Source organism: Rhodobacter sp. CZR27 (assembly GCF_002407205.1).
GTDB lineage: Bacteria > Pseudomonadota > Alphaproteobacteria > Rhodobacterales > Rhodobacteraceae > Cereibacter_A.
In genome coordinates, this window is record NZ_CP023548.1 from 1739032 (window position 1) to 1756008 (window position 16977).

Genomic DNA, 16977 nt, shown 5'->3' on the forward strand with positions numbered 1-16977 from the left:
GGCGCATTGCCGGCCCTCGGCCTCGGGTGCGAGCCTCGGCGCCGGCCATATCAGCCGGCCGCAAACGCCGCCTGCCCCCCCAAGGGGCAGCGCTCGCTGAGGGCCGCGCCGCGGTCGTAGGGCTCAGGTGCCGCCGCACCTGTCCAGCAGATATATGTCCATGATCCAGCCATGCCGCGCCCGGGCGGCGGCGCGGGTCTGCAGAATGCGCGGACCCGCCTCGGCCAGCGGCCCGGCCTCGACGATCTCCTCGGCCATGCCGAGATAGGCGCCCCACCAGATGCGGATCCCCTCGGGCGGCAGCCCTCGGAACGCACAATCGCCATCGAGCATCACGGCCAGCCGGTCCACGCCCTCGGGCCAGCCGCCCTCGCGCAGGTTGCGCCCGGTGGTGATCAGGACCGGGGCACCCACCTCGTTCAGCGGAATGGCATGGGCGGCGCAAAGTGCCTGAATCGCCGTGATCCCGGGCACGACCCGGATCTTCGGCGCGGGTGCCAGCCGGGCGGCGATCCGCAGGCTCGAATCGTAGAGCGAGGGATCGCCCCAGATCAGCAGCGCGACGCGGCCCGCCGCACCGGCAGCTTGGGCCCAGGCCTGCGCGATGGCGTCGTGCCATTCGTGCACGCCTCGCTTGTAGTCGGGCAGCGAGGCATCGCGCACCGGCAGGTCAAACTCGGCCACCGGCACGCCCGGCGCGGCCTTCGCGCAGATGGCAAGGCGCAAGTCGGCAAGGTCGGCCTTGTCCGGCCCCTTCCTCGGCACGAGGATCAGTTCGGCCGTCCGGAGCGCCTCGCGCCCCTGATCCGTCAGGTGGCCGGGATTGCCGGTGCCTATGCCGATCAGGATCAGCTCACGCATCGCCATCCTCCGCCGCGAGAGGTCCATAAAGGATCAGCGCCGGCGCCTCTCCGGCCCGCGCCACCTCCGCGACCAGCGCGGCCATCGTGCCGCGCCAGATCCGCTGTGCCGGGGTCGAGACGCCCTCGGCCAGCAGGGCGGGCGTCGCCTCCGGCAGGCCTGCCGCAAACAGGCGCTCCGCAAGCGCCGGGAAGGTGCGCTTGCCCATGAAGACGACGGTGGTTGCCGCCGGATCGGCCAGCGCGGCCAGATTGGTCTCGGGCAGGCCGCCCGTCACATCGGCCCCGGTCAGGAACTGCACCCGCCGCGCGGTCAGCCGCCGCGTCAGCGGGATCCCCGCCGCCGCCGCCGCCGCGCAGGCCGAGGGCACGCCCGGCACGATCTCGTAGCCGATGCCAGCCGCGGAAAGCGCCTCGATCTCCTCCTCCAGCCGGCCGAACAGGCCTGCATCGCCCGACTTCAGCCGCACCACGCGGGCGCCGGTCCGGGCGTAATCCACCAGCAGCCGGCTGACGTGGTCCTGCTTCGGCGAGGCGCGGCCGGCGCGCTTGCCGACGCCAACCAGATCCGCCCCCTCGCGCGCATGGGCAAGGATCGGCCCCGAGGACAGGTCGTCGAACAGCACGGCATCCGCCCGCCCCAGCCGGTCCACCGCCTTCAGCGTCAGAAGCTCGGGATCGCCCGGCCCCGACGAGACGAAGGAGACGAATCCGCTCATGACGCCTCCGGAAAGCGCGGCGCTGTGCCGACGGGGCGATAGCGGCGGTCGTAGTCGCCGGCATAAAGGCGACTTTCCGCAAAGTCCTCGGCGCCGAGGCTGCGGCCGACAAGGATCAGCGCCGTCCGCTCCAGTTCCGCGGCAAGGGCGGTGCGCAGGGTGCCGAGCGTCGCCCGCACCACCCGCTCGTCCGGCCAGCTTGCGCGCCAGACCACGGCCACCGGGCAATCCTCGCCGTAATGCGGCGACAGCTCCTCGATCACCCGGTCGAGGACATGGACCGACAGGTGGATCGCCAGCACCGCCCCGGTCGCCGCGAAGGCCGAAAGCCGCTCGCCCTCGGGCATGGGCGAGGCGCGTCCCGAGGTGCGGGTCAGCACGACCGACTGCGCGACACCCGGCAGGGTCAGTTCCGCCCCCAGCGTCGCCGCCGCGGCGGCGAAGGACGGCACGCCCGGCGTCACGTCATAGGGAATCCCCAGAGCCCGCAGCCGGCGCAACTGCTCGCCCATGGCGGACCAGACCGAGAGATCCCCGGAATGCAGCCGCGCCACGTCGTGGCCCGCCGCATGGGCGGCCGCAATTTCCTCGATGATCGCATCAAGGCTCATGGGCGCGGTGTTGACGATCCTCGCGCCGGGCGGGCAATGCGCCAGCACGCCTTCCGGCACCAGCGAGCCGGCATAGAGGCAGACCGGCGAGGCCGCGATCAGGTCGCGCCCGCGCAGCGTGATGAGATCCGGCGCTCCGGGTCCCGCTCCGATGAAATGCACGGTCATTCCGCGATTCCCTTCCCGTCCTTGTGAAACATCTGTTCTTCCCGGGCCTCGGCCAGCGCGAGTGTGACCGGCCCCGACACGATCCGCGGCCGGATCAGCCGCGCGCCCGGCCCGGCGGCCACCAGTGCCGCGGCCTCGGCCAGCGACCCGGTGCCGAAACGCCGGATGATCCGGTCCGACCGGGTCGCAGTGGAAACTCCGGCGAGCGCCGTTTCGGGCACCCCGATCACCCGGATCCCGAGGCGCCGCGCCACCGCCTGAAGGGCGCGAACCTCCGCCTTCGTCGCGAGGGTGGCGATCAGGTCGGGCTCGCAGCCCGCGAGCATCAGCGCGGCCGAGAGATCCTCTTCCGAGGTTGCGGCGCGAAATCCGAGACCCGCCACGATCACGGGGCAAGGCTCCATTGCACCACTGGCCGCGCGCTTTCCCAGCCCCGCATCCGCCCGAGCGGCGCCGCACGGGCAAGGTCGATGCGCAGCAATTCGCCGCCGTGGCGGGCATGAAGCTCGGCCAGCAGCGCCTCGGTCTCCAGCGTGACCGCATTGACCACCAGTCGGGCTGCGCGCGGCAGCGCCGCAAACAGGTCCGCGTCGAAGCCGCCGCCAACGAAGATCGCATCCGGCACGGGCAAGTCCGGCAGGACATCCCGCGCGGACCCCTCGACCACCGTCAGCCGGCCTGTCAGACCAAAGCGCCCTGCATTCTCGCGGATGTTGGCAACCCGCCCGGGGCGCAGTTCCACCGCCACGGCGCGCCCGCCGGCCAGACACCACTCCACCGAGACCGAGCCCGAGCCGGCCCCGAGATCCCAGAGCAGCTCTCCGCTGCGGGGTGCGAGCGCCGCCAGCGTCATCGCCCGCACCGCGGCCTTGGTGATCTGGCCGTCATGGGCAAAGCGCCACTCCGGCAGGCCGGGCACTCGGGGCAGGGCAATCGCGCCCGCGACCTCCAGCGCCACCGCGACAGGTGCCTCGATCCCCTCGAGCGAAAAGTCCTCGGCCGTCGTCTGCCGCACCCGCTCGCGCGGGCCGCCGAGGGCCTCGAGAACCCAGAGCCTCGACGCACCCCATCCTGCGGCCGAAAGCCAGCGTGCCAGATCCGCGGCGGCCGCGGCGTCGCGGAGCGTGCAGATGGCGCGGAAACCTTGCGCCAGATCGGGCACCAGCCGCTCGAACGGGGCGGCGTGCAGGCCGAGGCAGCGCACCTCCTCGAGGCGCCAGCCGAGCCGGGCCGCGGCAAGGGAAATCACGCCGGGTGCCGGAAAGGCCCGCCACTCGCCCGTGCCCAGCACCGCGGCAAGGCTGCCGCCCGCGCCGTGCCAGAACGGATCGCCCGAGGCCAGAACCGCCACCCGCCGGCCCCGCAGGGCCAGCACCGGCGCCAGATCGAAGGGCACCGGCCATTCCATCCCGCGCTCGCCTGCCGCGACCAGCGCCAGATGTCGCGGCGAGCCGACCACGATCTCCGCCGCCGCCAGCGCGGCGCGGCTTGCATCCGTCAGTCCCGCCGGTCCATCTTCGCCCAGACCGATGATCGACAGCCAGGGATCAGCCATGCGCATCCTCCTTCTGGGCGGCACGACCGAAGCCAGCCGCATGGCCCGCGCACTGGTCGGGGCGGGGCTCGACGCCGTCTTCTCCTACGCCGGCCGCACCGCGGCGCCGGTCGCCCAGCCGCTGCCGATGCGCGTGGGCGGCTTCGGCGGCGTGGAGGGTCTGGCCGACTGGCTCCGTCGCGAGCGGATCAGCCACGTGATCGATGCGACCCATCCCTTCGCCGCGCAGATGAGTCGCAACGCGGTCGAGGCCTGTGCCCTGACCGGAACGCAGCTCGTCGCGCTCGAACGCGCGCCTTGGCAGGCGGGCGAGGGCGATCGCTGGACCCTCGTCTCCGATCTTGCCGCAGCCGCCGCGGCGCTGCCCGAGGCACCGGCCCGCGTGTTCCTCGCCATCGGCCGGCAGCATCTGGATGCCTTCGCGGGCCATCCGCAGCACCGCTACCTGTTGCGCCTCGTCGATCCGCCCGACGCGCTGCCGCTGCCGCGGGCCGAAGCAGTGATCGCCCGCGGTCCCTTCACGCTCGACGAGGATCTGGCGCTGATGCGTCGGCATGGCACGCAGATCGTCGTGGCGAAGAACGCGGGTGGCGAGGGCGCGCGCGCCAAGCTCGATGCCGCGCGGATGCTCGGGCTGCCGGTGATCCTGATCGACCGGCCGGCGATCCCGGAGCGCCCGCGCGCCGAGACGCCCGAGGCGGTGATGGCTTGGCTCGGCTTTCACGCGGACCTCGGCGTGTAGACCCAGCACCCCACGCGCCGCGTGGCCGAGTTGCCGACGAGCACCACCGTCCGCATGTCGGCCATCTCGGGCTGCGCCTCGGCCAGCGTCACCGTCTCGATCCGCTGATCGGGGGTCGAGACGGCGCGGGCGAAGGTGATCAGCCGCTCTGGCCCGCAAGCGTCGCGCAGGAGTTCCAGAACCTTTGCAAAGCCTTCCGGTCGGGACTTCGAGCGAGGGTTGTAGAAGGCCATGGCAAGATCGGCCTCGGCCGCCAGCCGCAACCGCTTCTCGATCAGCGCCCAGGGCTTCAGGTTGTCCGACAGGTTGATCGCGCAGAAGTCGTGGCCCAAGGGCGCACCCGCCGCCGCCGCCGCCGCGAGCATCGCCGTGATGCCGGGCAACACCCGGATGTCGACCGAGGCCAGATCGGGTCGCGCCTCCATCGCCTCGAAAAGCGCCGAGGCCATGGCGAAAACCCCCGGATCGCCCGAGGACACCACGACCACCCGCCGCCCCGCGGCCGCCATCTCCAGCGCATGGGTCGCGCGCTCGACCTCCACCCGATTGTCCGAGGGGTGCAGCACGAGCCCCGGCCGCGGTGCGACTCGGGCCACGTAGGGAATGTAGCCCACCACATCGGTCGCCTCGGCCAGTGCCGCCGTGACCTCCGGCGTCACCAGCGCCTCCGAGCCCGGGCCGAGACCCGCCACCACCACCCAGCCGCTCATTCCGCAAGCTCCGGCCGACGGCCGCGCCCGGGCACCAGCACGATGGCGAAATACGGGCAATCCGCCCCCTCGACCTCGGCCAGCCGTGCCACGCGCTGGCCCGGCATGGTTCCGCGCTCCACGAGCCAGGCTTCCTCCAGCCGGCCCGCAGCCGCCAGAGCCCGGCGCACCTTGGGCAGGTTGCGTCCCGTCTTCATCACCACCAGCGCATCGGCCGCCGCGGCATGGCGGGCGAGGTCCGCCTCGGGCAGCGTGCCCGCGAGCACCGAGAGCACGTCGTCGCCCCAGGTGATCGGCAGGTCGGCCGCGTTCCAGCAGCCCGCCATTCCGGGAATGCCCGGCACGATCTCGACCTCGGCCCGACCCTGCAGCCGGGTGTGCAGGTGCATGAACGAGCCGTAGAAAAGCGGATCGCCTTCGCAGAGCACGACGATCTCCTCAGTCTGCGAAAGGTCGGCCAGCCGGTCGGCCCAGAGGTCGTAGAACTCCGCCAGCAGGCGGTTGTAGTCGGGGTGATCGAACGGGATCTCGGTGGTGACCGGGTAATCCATGGGATGCTCGACCACGTCGGGGCGCAGCATCCCCTCGACGATGCGCCGCGCCTGACCGGAGCGGCCCGCCTTGCGGAAATAGGCGACATGGCGGGCGGCCCGGATCAGCCGGTCCGACTTGACGCTCAGCAGTTCGGGATCGCCGGGGCCGAGGCCCGCACAGATGATGCGTCCCATCATTCCACCCGGCTCGCGAGCGCGTTGACAGCCGCAACCGTGATGGCCGAGCCGCCGAGCCGACCCTCGACGATCAGCGAGGGACAGGGCAGGTCGGCCATCAGCGCGTCCTTCGATTCGGCCGCGCCGACGAAGCCCACCGGGCAGCCGATGATCGCGGCGGGGCGCGGGCAGGTGGGCTCTTCGAGCATGTTCAGCAGGTGGAAGAGCGCGGTCGGCGCATTGCCGATCGCCACCACCGCGCCCTGAAGATGCGGCCGCCACAGTTCCAGCGCCGCGGCCGACCGCGTGGTGTTCAGGCTGCGCGCGAGCGCCGGAACCTCGGGATCGTGCAGCGTACAGATCACCGCATTGTCCGCAGGAAGCCGGGCCCGGGTGATCCCCTCGCTCACCATCCGCGCGTCGCAGAGGATCGGCGCGCCGGCCTCGAGCGCCGCCCGCGCCGCGATGGCCATGCCGGGCGAGAAGCGGACATGGGCCTCCAGCCCGACCATCCCTGCGGCGTGGATCATCCGGACCACCACCACCTCTTCCTCGGGGGTGAAGCCGGACAAGGCGGCCTCGGCCCGGATGGTGGCGAAGGACTGGCGGTAGATCGCGGCGCCATCGGTTTCGTAAAGATGCGGCGTCATGGGGCCTCGCAGGTCATAAGGGCGGCGATGGAGTTGCGGCGGGTGGTCCAGAGACCGGCCTCGGCCAGCCGCCGGAAGCGGTCGCGGAGTGCCTCGAGCGCGGCGGGGTTCTCGCGCGCCATGAAGGCCACGAGGTCCTCGCGCTGAAGCGTCGCCTCGAAGCAGAGGTCGAAGAGGTGATCCGGCACCGCGCGGGTCAGCTGCGCGAAGCTCGCGAGATGATCCACGCTCGCCGTGATCTCGGCCGCGCCGCGGAAGCCGTGGCGCATCATGGCATCGGCCCAGGCGGGGTCGGCGATGCGGGCGCGGACGATGCGCGAAAGCTCTTCATTCAACGTGCGGGCTCGCGGCGAGTCGGGGCGCGTCGCGTCGAGGTGGTAGAGCGTGGCCTCCCGCCCCAGATGGGCGAGCGCGGCGGCAAAGCCGCCCTGATGCGCGGCATAGTCTTCGGCCATCAGGAGGTCGGTCTCGGGCAGGTCCTGCACATGGGCGAAGGCATCGGCCGCACGCACGCGATCGGCCAGCGCGGAGGGCGCGTGCTCGGGCGCGCCGTCGCTGCCGATGGCCCAGGCCGAGCCCTGAAGCCAGGCCTCGCCGGCGGCGTCCCGGCCCTCGGCCGTGTAGTTCTCGACCCGGACCCCTGCGCCGTAGCTCCCCGGGCGCGGGCCGAAGACGCGGGGTCCGGGGGTGCGGTAGGGATTATCCTCGGGCGCCTCGTCGCGTTCGGCCAACGCCTCGGCCCCCGCGCCGAAGAGTTGCGCGAGCGTCGGGAAGATGTCACGGAAGAGGCCCGAGACGCGCAGCGTGACGTCGATCCGCGGCCGGCCGAGCAGGGCAAGCGGCAGGATCTCGAACCCCGAAACCCGCTCCGTACCCTCGTCCCAACGGGGCGCGAGCCCGGCCAGATGCAGCGCCATGGCGAATTCCTCGCCCGCCGTGCGCATCGAGGCCGAGCCCCAGAGGTCCACCACCAGCCCCTTCGGCCAGTCGCCGTGATCCTGCAGGTGGCGCCGCAAGAGTTCCTCGGCGAGTTTCACGCCCTGCGCATGGGCCGCGCGCGACGGCACCGCGCGCGGATCGACCGAGTAGAGGTTGCGGCCCGTGGGCAGCACATCCGCCCGCCCGCGGTGCGGCGAGCCCGATGGCCCGGCCGCGACCCTCCGTCCGTCGAGCGCAGCCAGAAGTCCCGCCGTCTCGCCCGCGCCCTGCCCATAGACGTGCAGGCCCTCGCCGTAGCGGCTTTCCTTCAGGTCGCAGACGAAGCGGTCGATGCGGGTGATCGCCTCGGCGGGCGTGGCATCCTCGGGGAGGCCGAGATCAGCCTCCACCCCGGCGGCGCGGGCCTCGTCGCGGATCGCGGCGATCAGCCGGCCCCGGCGCGCGGGATCGAGGCCGTCGGCGGTCGAGTATTCGTCCAGCAGCCGCTCCAGCCGGTTGAGGCTGTCTGGCAGCGCGCTGTCCCTGAGCGGAGGCGGCAGGTGGCCAAGCGTCACCGCGCCAATGCGGCGGCGGGCCTGCGCGGCCTCGCCGGGGTCATTGACGATGAAGGGGTAGATCACGGGCAGCGCGCCGGTCAGTGCCTCGGGCCAGCAGGTGCCAGACAACGCGACGGCCTTTCCCGGCAGCCACTCCAGCGTGCCATGCGCGCCCATGTGGACCAGTGCGTGCAGGCCCTGCGCGTGCAGCCAGAGGTAGAAGGCGACATAGCCGTGCCGCGGCACGCGCGAGAGGTCGTGGTAGTCGGCGTCCCGCGCGCCGCTCTCGCCGCGCTCGGGCTGGAGCGCCACCAGCACCTTGCCGCGCCGGGTGGCAGCGAAGCGGAACGCCCCGTCGCGACAGGCCGGATCCTGCTCGGGATCGCCCCATATTTCACGAAGGGTGAATTGCATCGGCTCGGGCAGGGTGGCGAGAGCGGCGCGATACTCCGCGAGAGGCCAGACGAGGACCTCCGTGAGCAGGCTCTCCGTCACCGGTGCCGCAGGAGCGGTAGCGTAGCCCTCTGCGGCGAGCGTCGCCAGCAGAGCTTCGGCCGAGGCCGCGGCGTCCAGGCCCACCGCATGGGCGATCTGGTCCGGACGGCCGGGATAGGTGGAGAGCACGAGGGCCAGTCGCCGTTCAGCCGCCGGGGTCCGGCCCAGACGATGCCAAGCCGCAACGCGGTCGGCCACGGCGGCGATCCGCTCCCCGTCCGGGCGATGGGCAAACCGGGAATACTGCAGATCGGGATCACGCCGCCCAGGCGACTTGAAGCTGACGACGCCGGCGAGGATCCGGCCGTCGACTTCCGGCAGCACGACATGCATGGCGAGGTCGGCCGGCGACAGGCCGCGCTCGGCCTCAGCCCAGTCGCGGCGGCGCGCGGTGGAGAGCGCGACCTGGAACACCGGGCAGCCGGGACCGTCGAGCGGCGAACCGGCGGCGGCTTTCGCCGAGAAGGCCGTGGCGTTCACGATCGCCACCGGCGTGAAGACCGCAAGCTGGGCCGAGATCCAATCCGCCGCGCCCGGCGCCTTGAGCGAGGGGGCAAAGAGGCCGCAGGCGCTGAACCCCCGTTCGCGAAGCGCGAAAATCAGGGCATCGATGGGCGCGGTATCGGCGGCGGTCAGGTAGCTGCGGTAGAAGGTGACGACAACGCCCCCCGGCTCGGGCTGAGGGATCACGCCCCGCTCGGGGTCGTACCAGCCGCAGTCGGGGACGCGCTTGTCGCCCATGACCGGCCCGGCATAAAGTCCCGCCGCCAGCGCCAGTTGCGCAAGCGCCGCCTGCGCCGCGACCGCCCCTCCGGCATCGCAGAGCGCCGAAAGCCGCCGCAGCGTCGAGACCGGCAGCGTCGAGACCGCATCCAGCGCCGGATCCTCGCGCCCGTCCGCCGGCAGCACCGCGAGCGCGATGCCTCGGCGGCGGCAGAGGTCCTGCACCTCGGCCAGACCGTAGCTCCAGTAGCTCTCGCCGCCGATCAGCCGGATCAGGATCGCCTTGGCATGGGCCAGCACCGTCTCGGCATAGGTGTCGATCGACAGGGGATGCCGCAACGCCACGAGGTTCAGCAGGCGCAGCGAGGGCAGGCCGCCCTTCGACCGGTGCCAGCCCGCCGCGAAAGCCCCGAGGTCGCTGTCGGAGAACGACAGCACCACCAGATCCGCCGGCGTCTGGCCCGGATCGAAGGGTGTTGCGGTCTCCTCGAGCCCGTGGCTTTCGCGGAAGACGACGTGCATGGCTCAGGCGACCCGCGCGAGCAGATCCTGACGGATCGCGGCCTCGTCAATGTCGGCACGCTCGGCGATCACCACGAGGCGCGAGAGCCGCTCGCCCGGCCACGGCCGGTCATACTGGTGGCGCACCCGCTCGCCCACCGCCTGCACCAGCAGCCGCATCGGCTTTCCGGCCACCGCGACGTGGCCCTTGACGCGCAGGACGTTGCGCTCACGCGCGAGCGCCCGGATGGCGGCGGCCAGTGCCTCGGGATCGGAGATCTCGGGCAGGTCGATCACTGTCGAGGCGAAATCGTCATGCTCGTGGTCGTCCGCGCCGTCATGGTGCGAGGGGCGGGCGGCCAGATCATCCTCGGCCGCGGCGCCGATCCCGAGGATCACCTGCGGATCGACCGTGCCCTCGGTCACTGCGAGAATCGGAACCGGGCGCGGCGCTTCGGCCTCGACCACGGCGCGGGCGGCCGCTAGGCCCGCCTCGCCGGCAAGGTCGGCCTTGGTCAGGAGCACGATGTCGGCGCAGGCGAGTTGATCCTCGAAAACCTCGGACAGCGGCGTCTCGTGATCGGCGCCTTCGGCCATGGCCTGCGCGGCCACCGCGTCGGCGTCGGGGGCGAAGCGGCCCGCGGCGACGGCCTCGGCATCGGCCAGCGCGATCACCCCGTCCACCGTGATGCGCGAGCGGATGGCCGGCCAGTCGAAGGCCTTGAGCAGGGGTTTGGGCAGCGCAAGGCCCGAGGTCTCGATCAGGATGTGGTCGGGGCGGCGGGGCAGGGCCATCAGCGCTTCGATGGTGGGGATGAACTCGTCGGCGACGGTGCAGCAGAGGCAGCCGTTCGCAAGCTCCACGATCGCCTCGTCCGGGCAGCTCTCGTCGGCGCAGGCGCGGATCAGGTCGCCGTCCACGCCCACGGTGCCGAACTCGTTGACCAGAACGGCCAGCCGGCGCCCGCCCGCGTTCTGCATCAGGTGGCGTATCAGCGTGGTCTTTCCGGCGCCGAGAAAGCCGGTGATCACCGTGACGGGGATCTTCGCAAGGTCGGTCATGGGGTCTCTCCGATCGGGGGAATGCGGGCAAGCGACTGCTTGCGGAAGATCTCGGGCCGCTCGCGCCAGGGCACGATCCCGTCGGGGGCGGCGGCATAGGCCTCGGCCCCGGCGACGATCTCGGCTGCGTGGTCCCGGTCGAGCCGGCCGTAGACGTAGGTCCAGCGGCCGGGGGCCGAGAGCGCCACGGCGCAGCCCTGCGCGCAGGCCGAGAGGCATTCGACCGGCGCGACCCGCACGCCGTCCGGGGCTGCCGCGGCGAGGGCCGCGTGGAGGAGCGCGCCCGGAACGGGCTCCCCCTCGGCGACGGGGCGTCCGGCGCGGCAGGTGGTGCAGACGTGAAGCGTCACGGTCATTGGCCGTCCCTCGTGCGGGGGCATCGGGGGCGGCATCCAGGGAATGGGGCGCGACGACAAGAGGCGCCCTGGTCCACCGGCCGCGGAACACCCCGTCCGCCCGTAAGTCTCAGCGCGGGCAGGTCTCCCGGCTTGCGGATCCAGGGCCTGCGGCCCAGCGGGCGCCCGCCTTCCCGACCCCGGGGCCAGTGGCTTGGGCGACCTTTCCGGTCACGGTCGCGGGGGCGGCTGCCTTCTCGGCATTCCCTCTTCGCCTGTCATGATGACAGGAACCAGCGCGGGCGGAGTGGTGGGCCAAAGCGGCGCCCGTGTCAAGAAGCTCGCCCGTCCCGCGCGGGCGTGCCGCGGCCGGGCTTCACAAACCGGATGCGAGCAGGCAGAAGGAAGGCCGCTCGACGGGAGACTCCGATGGCCGCCGTATCCTCGATCTGGCTTGCCCCGCATCGGCCGCTGTTTCTGGCGGCGGGGTTGTGGGCGCTGGTCGCGCTGGTCTGGTGGCACTGGGGCGGCTCGATGGGCCTTTCAACGCCGGTCCTTGGCACCTCGGGCCTCTGGCACGGGCACGAGATGCTGTTCGGCCTCGGTTCGGCGGCGGTGGGGGGCTACTTCCTGACCGCCTCGATGAGCTGGCGCGGCGCGGACCCGCTGAGCGGGCGGCCCCTGATGGCCCTCGTGGCGCTCTGGCTGCTCGGGCGGGTGGCCCTGCTGGCCGAGGGGCTGTGGCCCGGCCTGCCACTGTGGCTGCTCCAGCCGGCGGCGCTGGGCTACTTTCTCTTGCTCGGCGCCCTGCTTGCGCGCGAGGCGGTCGCGGCACGGCGCTGGCCGAAGCTCGGCTTCGCCGCCGGCATCTTCGCCTTCGGGCTGGCCGAGACGCTTTACCTTCGCGCGGCGGTCACCGAGGCGATGCCCGACAGCGCGACAATGGTCCGCGTGGGCTGGATGTTCTTCGCGATCAAGATCTCGATCATCGGCGGGCGGATGGTGCCGGCCTTCACGCTGAACTGGCTGCGGCAGGCCGGGCTGACGGTGGCCGATCCCGCGCCGCGCCCGGCGCTCGGCTGGGCGGCGCTCGGGCTGCTCTGGTCGGCTCTGGCGCTGACCTTCGCCGGGGAAGAAACCGTCTCGGCACTGGCGCTGATCGCGGCGGGCATCCTGCAGGGCATCCGTCTTGCCGGCTGGCGGGGCAGGGACGCGCGGGGCAACCTGTTGCTCCTGCTGCTGCATGCCACCTTCGGCTGGCTCGCGGCCGGGCTGGTGCTGGTGGGCCTCGCGCGGCTCGGCCTGCTGCCGCTGGCGGAGATGGACGCGCTTCATGCGCTGACCATGGGCGCCATGTCGGGCATGATCCTGTCGCTTGCCGCCCGCGCGGCGGCGCCCCGCGACGGCGGGCCGCTGCGGGCGCGGCCGACGATGGTCGCGGCCTTCGCCCTGATCTGGAGCGCCGCGCTGCTGCGGCTGGCGGCACCGCTGGCACCTTCGGCCGATGTCGTCACGCTGGCCGCGGCGCTCTGGTGCCTTGGCTGGCTGTCCTTCCTTGCGGGTTACCTGCCGACCGTGCTCGGCCCGGTGGCACGCCCCGTCTTCTCCGGCCCCCGCGCCCAGACCCAACTTGTCAGGATCGAGATACGCTGATGGACGACGCTACCCGCCACGCCGAGAAGAAGGCCCGCATCAAGGCCGCCCGCGACCGGATGATGGCGGAAAAGTCCGGCGAGAAAGGCCTGATCATCGTCCATACCGGGCCGGGCAAGGGCAAGTCCTCCTCGGGCTTCGGGATGATCTTGCGCTGCATCGCGCATGGCATGCCCTGCGCCGTCGTGCAGTTCATCAAGGGCGCCTGGGACACCGGCGAGCGTCGTCTGCTGACCGGCGCGTTCGGCGGGCTCTGCCAGTTCCACGCCATGGGCGAGGGCTTCACCTGGGAGACGCAGGACCGCGGGCGCGACATCGCCGCCGCCCGCGCCGGCTGGGAGAAGGCGAAGGAGCTGATCCGCGATCCTGCGATCCGCATGGTCCTGCTGGACGAGATCAACATCGCGCTGCGCTACGACTATCTGGACCTGGCCGAGGTGCTGGCCTTCCTGCGCGACGAGAAGCCGCCGATGACCCATGTCGTCCTTACGGGGCGCAACGCGAAGCCCGAACTGATCGAGGCGGCCGATCTGGTCACCGAGATGGTCGCGGTGAAGCATCCGTTCCGCGCCGGGATCAAGGGCCAGCCGGGGGTGGAGTTCTGACGGCGCCGCAAGGGCGCGCATGCAGCCGCGGCGGGCAGGTTGCTGTATCGACTGAGGAAAGTGGCTGGGGCGGCTGGATTCGAACCAACGAATGGCGGTACCAAAAACCGCTGCCTTACCGCTTGGCGACGCCCCAACTGTGCGGCCGATATCTAGCAAAGGCGCCCCCGAGCCGCAAGAGCGCAGTCGTCACCGGAACCGATGCTGCCATCGCTTCCGGCAAGTGGCTGGGGCGGCTGGATTCGAACCAACGAATGGCGGTACCAAAAACCGCTGCCTTACCGCTTGGCGACGCCCCAACTGCGGCGGTGTTTAGCGAAGCCTCCGGACCTCTGCAAGGGGCAGTCCGCAGATTTCTGGCATTGCCGCGATATTGGCCGCAAGCTATGGAAGCGCATGGAAAAAACCGACGTCGTGATCCTGGGGGCAGGGGCCGCCGGCATGTTCTGCGCCATCGAGGCGGGCCGCCGGGGCCGCCGCGTGCTGGTGATCGACCATGCCCGCGCGCCGGGCGAGAAGATCCGCATCTCGGGCGGCGGGCGCTGCAATTTCACCAACCGCGGCATCGCGCCCGACCGTTTCCTGTCGCGGAACCCGCGCTTTGCACTCTCGGCGCTGAAGCGCTTCACGCAGTGGGATTTCATCGCCCGTCTCGACGCCGAGGGAATCGCCTGGCACGAGAAGACGCTGGGGCAGCTGTTCTGCGACGGCTCCGCCACGCAGATCGTGGACATGCTGGTGCGGCAGATGCGCGAGGCCGGGGTGACGCTCTGGCTGTCCACCGAGCCGGGCGAGGTGCGCCGGGACGGCGGGGGCTTCGTCGTCGACACCTCGCGAGGGGCGGTCTCGGCCGCCTCGGTCGTCGTGGCCACCGGAGGGAAATCCATCCCGAAGATGGGCGCGAGCGGCTACGGCTATCGCCTGGCCGAAAGCTTCGGCCTGCCGGTGGTCGAGACACGGCCGGGCCTCGTCCCGCTGACCTTCGCGACGCAGGAGCTGGACCTGCTGAAGCCGCTGGCGGGCATTGCCGTGCCGGCCCGCGTCTCGGCGGGCGGGGCGGCCTTCGACGAGGCCGTGCTGTTCACGCATCGCGGCCTGTCGGGTCCGGCGATTCTCCAGATCAGTTCCTACTGGCGCGAGGGGATGCCGGTCACCCTGCGGCTCGCTCCGGGCAGCGAGGTGCTGCAGATGCTGCGACGCGGCCGCGACGAGCAGGCCCGGAGCGCGGTCCGCACGGTGCTGGCGCAGATCCTGCCGGAGCGCCTCGCACGGCATCTGGAGGGCCGGGCCGGGATCGAGGGGCCGCTGGGCGCGCAGTCGAATGCCACGCTGGACAGGCTCGCCAGCCTCGTCGGCGCCTGGGAGCTTCGGCCGGTCGGCACCGAAGGCTACCGCACCGCCGAGGTCACGCTGGGCGGCGTGGACACCGATCATCTCGACGCCCGGACCCTGCAGGCCCGCAGCATCCCGGGGCTGCATTTCATCGGCGAGGCGGTGGACGTCACCGGCTGGCTCGGCGGCTACAACTTCCAGTGGGCGTGGTCATCGGGCTGGGCAGCCGGTCAGGTGGTCTGAGGGTGTTCGGGCGGGTGGCCGGGCTGGCCCGTGCCCCGCGCAGGTGCAGGTGCAGGGAAGCGAAGGTCGCCATCCGGCACAGTCGGCTGGTGTGTGCGCGATCATCTTATAAGGTTTCGAATGCGACACTCGGAACTGTGTGTGTGGTGATGGCCGCTTGCCGAACAGAGGTCTGGAGCAGCATCGCACGCTGTTCTTTCAAACTACCGGTGGTTTTGCGGCAGTTTTGGGAGCAGGTCGGACGCTGACCGGTAGTTTTGCGGATACGTCCTTGGTGCGGAGACCATAGCCTGACGCGACCAGCAGGTTAGTGTCGACCATTCTAGCCGGGCTAGTTCGCGGCGCCGCTTGCTTCCCAACCGCGTGCGTGGCAGGTCAGAGCGACGCCGGAAGAACCTCTCGCTCAGGTGCGGCCATATCCTGAAGCGCCTGGTTGCGGCGGGCGAGGGTCTCGTGCCACTCCTGCGCCTCCCGATCCTTGAAGAAGGCGGCGGACGGCGCCAGGCGAGCGACGGCTTCTTCGACCTCCTCGAGCTTCACGCGGAAGAACTCTTTCCGGAAGTTGGACATGTTGATCCTGCGGTCGGCGAACTCGCGATGAAGCGCTCCTTCGAGGGCCGGCGCCTCGTCGCTGTAGATCATCGCATGGGTGTCGAACGAGAAGGGCACAGAGGCATCGCCCAGTTCTCGCACCCGGTCATCCGGGTCCAGGCGGCGGGTGAGGCCGATCTTTACCACGTCCTCGCCGAAGGAGCCGATGTTCGAGATGATGTAGACGTAGCCGGACTTCGTCATCTCGGCCATGGCGCGAGCCCGCTCGCTCGCGCTGTGCGCTTCTGCAAGAGAGGCTTCGAGTTCCGTGATGCGGCGACGCATCTCATCGGTCGCAGAGCCGGCCTCCGCCTCTTTGCGTGCCTTGTCGAGGAGTTCCTGGTATTTTCGTTCTGCGCGCTCTGCGGCCTCCGCCTCGGCCAGCAGTTTCTTCTCCTCACGCTCCATCCGTGCCAGTTCGGCGCGCTCTTCCTTCTCGGCCTTCAGGCGCTCGCGACATTCGTGTGTCAGCCGCAGCTCCTCGATCTTCAGCGCAACATAGGCGTCGCTGATCGAGAGGTTCATCGAGCTGTTCTCGCGGTTGATCGCGGCGGCAGCCGCCATGATCCGCTTCTCCATGGCAACCGCGTTGTTCCAGCGGGTGTTCGCGATGGCGGCCTCGCACTCGTTGTTGAAGGCGCGCATCGTCAGGCGCATTTGCCGATTGACCATTGTCTGACCCTTCGACCGGCTTCCATCGACAGTCCAGCCCGTCGGGCAGATCGTGGCAGTTCCCTGCGTGATCATCGCCTTCTGACGCTCCCGCACCTCCTTGATGCGGGACTTGTAGGTCTCGCTGTCCCCAAAATCGAAGTGCGGCTCGTAGACACCCAACTCGGCGAACGCGAGTCGTTCGTCGTAGATCGCCACCTGCTGCTCAAGTCTGTCAAAGACCTTGCGTTTCTCGGCGTAGCTGGCACGCAGATCTTCCACCCGCCGGTTCTCTTCGGCAGCGGCTGCTTTTAACTTCGTCACCTCCTCATCAATGGACAGGATAGGCGCAAACCGCCCGCGCATCTCGTCCACCACACCGGTCAGCCGCTCGCATTCGCGCGCCTTCTCGTTCTCTACTTCCACGATCCTGCTCACGGCCCGGCGCGCTTTCTGGGCGTATATCAGCCACATGATAAGGAAGAGTGGCGTTAATAGGAACCAGACGAGGATCCCCAAGACCAATGGATCCGCGAGCCCGCTGGATTCGTTCACAAGAATCTCCCGTCAAAAAGTAACCACGGCG

The 16977-nt window shown here is 70.9% G+C and carries 16 protein-coding genes, 2 tRNA genes and 1 riboswitch; of the genes, 4 read left to right on the top strand and 14 right to left on the bottom strand.

Features of this window, described 5'->3' with window-relative positions:
- Positions 1-123 precede the first annotated feature (123 nt).
- The 5 genes from cobF to cbiE are packed head-to-tail and all read right to left on the bottom strand — an operon-like array spanning position 124 to position 3913.
- A complete protein-coding gene (gene cobF / locus CK951_RS08440) occupies positions 124-861 on the bottom strand; it encodes a precorrin-6A synthase (deacetylating) (protein WP_096785725.1) in 738 nt (245 codons plus the stop codon).
- Positions 854-1579: a uroporphyrinogen-III C-methyltransferase gene (gene cobA, locus CK951_RS08445; protein WP_096785726.1), complete on the bottom strand. Its 726-nt coding sequence runs from the start codon at positions 1577-1579 to the stop codon at positions 854-856. Before cobA ends, cobF begins: the two co-directional genes overlap by 8 nt.
- Positions 1576-2358, bottom strand: coding sequence for a precorrin-4 C(11)-methyltransferase (gene cobM, locus CK951_RS08450; protein WP_096785727.1), 783 nt, complete (start codon positions 2356-2358; stop codon positions 1576-1578). The genes cobA and cobM overlap by 4 nt, the downstream gene beginning before the upstream one ends.
- Positions 2355-2747: a cobalamin biosynthesis protein gene (locus CK951_RS08455; RefSeq protein WP_096787207.1), complete on the bottom strand. Its 393-nt coding sequence runs from the start codon at positions 2745-2747 to the stop codon at positions 2355-2357. The genes cobM and CK951_RS08455 overlap by 4 nt, the downstream gene beginning before the upstream one ends.
- Positions 2744-3913, bottom strand: a complete 1170-nt coding sequence (gene cbiE, locus CK951_RS08460) for a precorrin-6y C5,15-methyltransferase (decarboxylating) subunit CbiE (protein ID WP_096785728.1) — start codon at positions 3911-3913, stop codon at positions 2744-2746. Before cbiE ends, CK951_RS08455 begins: the two co-directional genes overlap by 4 nt.
- Here cbiE and CK951_RS08465 point away from each other — a divergent pair.
- The gene (locus CK951_RS08465) at positions 3912-4655 is read left to right on the top strand and encodes a cobalt-precorrin-6A reductase (RefSeq protein WP_096785729.1); all 744 of its coding nucleotides are present in this window, start codon (positions 3912-3914) and stop codon (positions 4653-4655) included. The genes cbiE and CK951_RS08465 overlap by 2 nt on opposite strands.
- On the opposite strand, the gene cobJ is transcribed toward CK951_RS08465, so the two are convergent.
- From cobJ to CK951_RS08495, 6 genes are read right to left on the bottom strand one after another with little or no spacing between them, the layout of a single operon-like run.
- The gene (gene cobJ / locus CK951_RS08470) at positions 4634-5365 is read right to left on the bottom strand and encodes a precorrin-3B C(17)-methyltransferase (protein ID WP_096785730.1); all 732 of its coding nucleotides are present in this window, start codon (positions 5363-5365) and stop codon (positions 4634-4636) included. The two genes, CK951_RS08465 and cobJ, sit on opposite strands and share 22 nt — an antisense overlap.
- On the bottom strand, positions 5362-6093 hold the full coding sequence (locus CK951_RS08475; RefSeq protein WP_198402440.1) for a precorrin-2 C(20)-methyltransferase: 732 nt from the start codon (positions 6091-6093) through the stop codon (positions 5362-5364). Before CK951_RS08475 ends, cobJ begins: the two co-directional genes overlap by 4 nt.
- Entirely contained in the window at positions 6093-6725 is a 633-nt protein-coding gene (locus CK951_RS08480; protein ID WP_096785732.1) for a precorrin-8X methylmutase, read from the bottom strand. The genes CK951_RS08475 and CK951_RS08480 overlap by 1 nt, the downstream gene beginning before the upstream one ends.
- Positions 6722-9940 carry a cobaltochelatase subunit CobN gene (cobN, locus tag CK951_RS08485; protein ID WP_096785733.1) on the bottom strand — a complete coding sequence of 1073 codons (3219 nt, stop codon included), beginning with the start codon at positions 9938-9940 and terminating at the stop codon, positions 6722-6724. The genes CK951_RS08480 and cobN overlap by 4 nt, the downstream gene beginning before the upstream one ends.
- Before the next feature lie 3 nt (positions 9941-9943).
- Positions 9944-10981 carry a cobalamin biosynthesis protein CobW gene (gene cobW / locus CK951_RS08490; protein ID WP_096785734.1) on the bottom strand — a complete coding sequence of 346 codons (1038 nt, stop codon included), beginning with the start codon at positions 10979-10981 and terminating at the stop codon, positions 9944-9946.
- The gene (locus tag CK951_RS08495) at positions 10978-11337 is read right to left on the bottom strand and encodes a DUF1636 domain-containing protein (RefSeq protein WP_096785735.1); all 360 of its coding nucleotides are present in this window, start codon (positions 11335-11337) and stop codon (positions 10978-10980) included. Before CK951_RS08495 ends, cobW begins: the two co-directional genes overlap by 4 nt.
- 99 nt (positions 11338-11436) lie before the next feature.
- Positions 11437-11629, bottom strand: a riboswitch (cobalamin riboswitch).
- A gap of 116 nt (positions 11630-11745) precedes the next feature.
- On the opposite strand from CK951_RS08495, the gene CK951_RS08500 reads away from it, so the two are divergent.
- The gene (locus tag CK951_RS08500) at positions 11746-12969 is read left to right on the top strand and encodes an NnrS family protein (RefSeq protein ID WP_096785736.1); all 1224 of its coding nucleotides are present in this window, start codon (positions 11746-11748) and stop codon (positions 12967-12969) included.
- Positions 12969-13574, top strand: coding sequence for a cob(I)yrinic acid a,c-diamide adenosyltransferase (gene cobO / locus CK951_RS08505; RefSeq protein WP_096785737.1), 606 nt, complete (start codon positions 12969-12971; stop codon positions 13572-13574). The genes CK951_RS08500 and cobO overlap by 1 nt, the downstream gene beginning before the upstream one ends.
- A gap of 61 nt (positions 13575-13635) precedes the next feature.
- On the opposite strand, the gene CK951_RS08510 is transcribed toward cobO, so the two are convergent.
- Positions 13636-13710, bottom strand: a tRNA-Gln gene (locus CK951_RS08510).
- A gap of 88 nt (positions 13711-13798) precedes the next feature.
- Positions 13799-13873 (bottom strand) — tRNA-Gln (locus CK951_RS08515).
- Between the two features lie 97 nt (positions 13874-13970).
- Between CK951_RS08515 and CK951_RS08520 the strand changes: the two genes are divergently transcribed.
- Positions 13971-15149: an NAD(P)/FAD-dependent oxidoreductase gene (locus CK951_RS08520; RefSeq protein ID WP_096785738.1), complete on the top strand. Its 1179-nt coding sequence runs from the start codon at positions 13971-13973 to the stop codon at positions 15147-15149.
- Positions 15150-15524: 375 nt separating this feature from the next.
- Here CK951_RS08520 and CK951_RS08525 read toward each other — a convergent pair whose 3' ends face one another.
- Entirely contained in the window at positions 15525-16946 is a 1422-nt protein-coding gene (locus CK951_RS08525) for a DUF4041 domain-containing protein (protein WP_232520593.1), read from the bottom strand.
- Between the last annotated feature and the right edge of the window lie 31 nt (positions 16947-16977).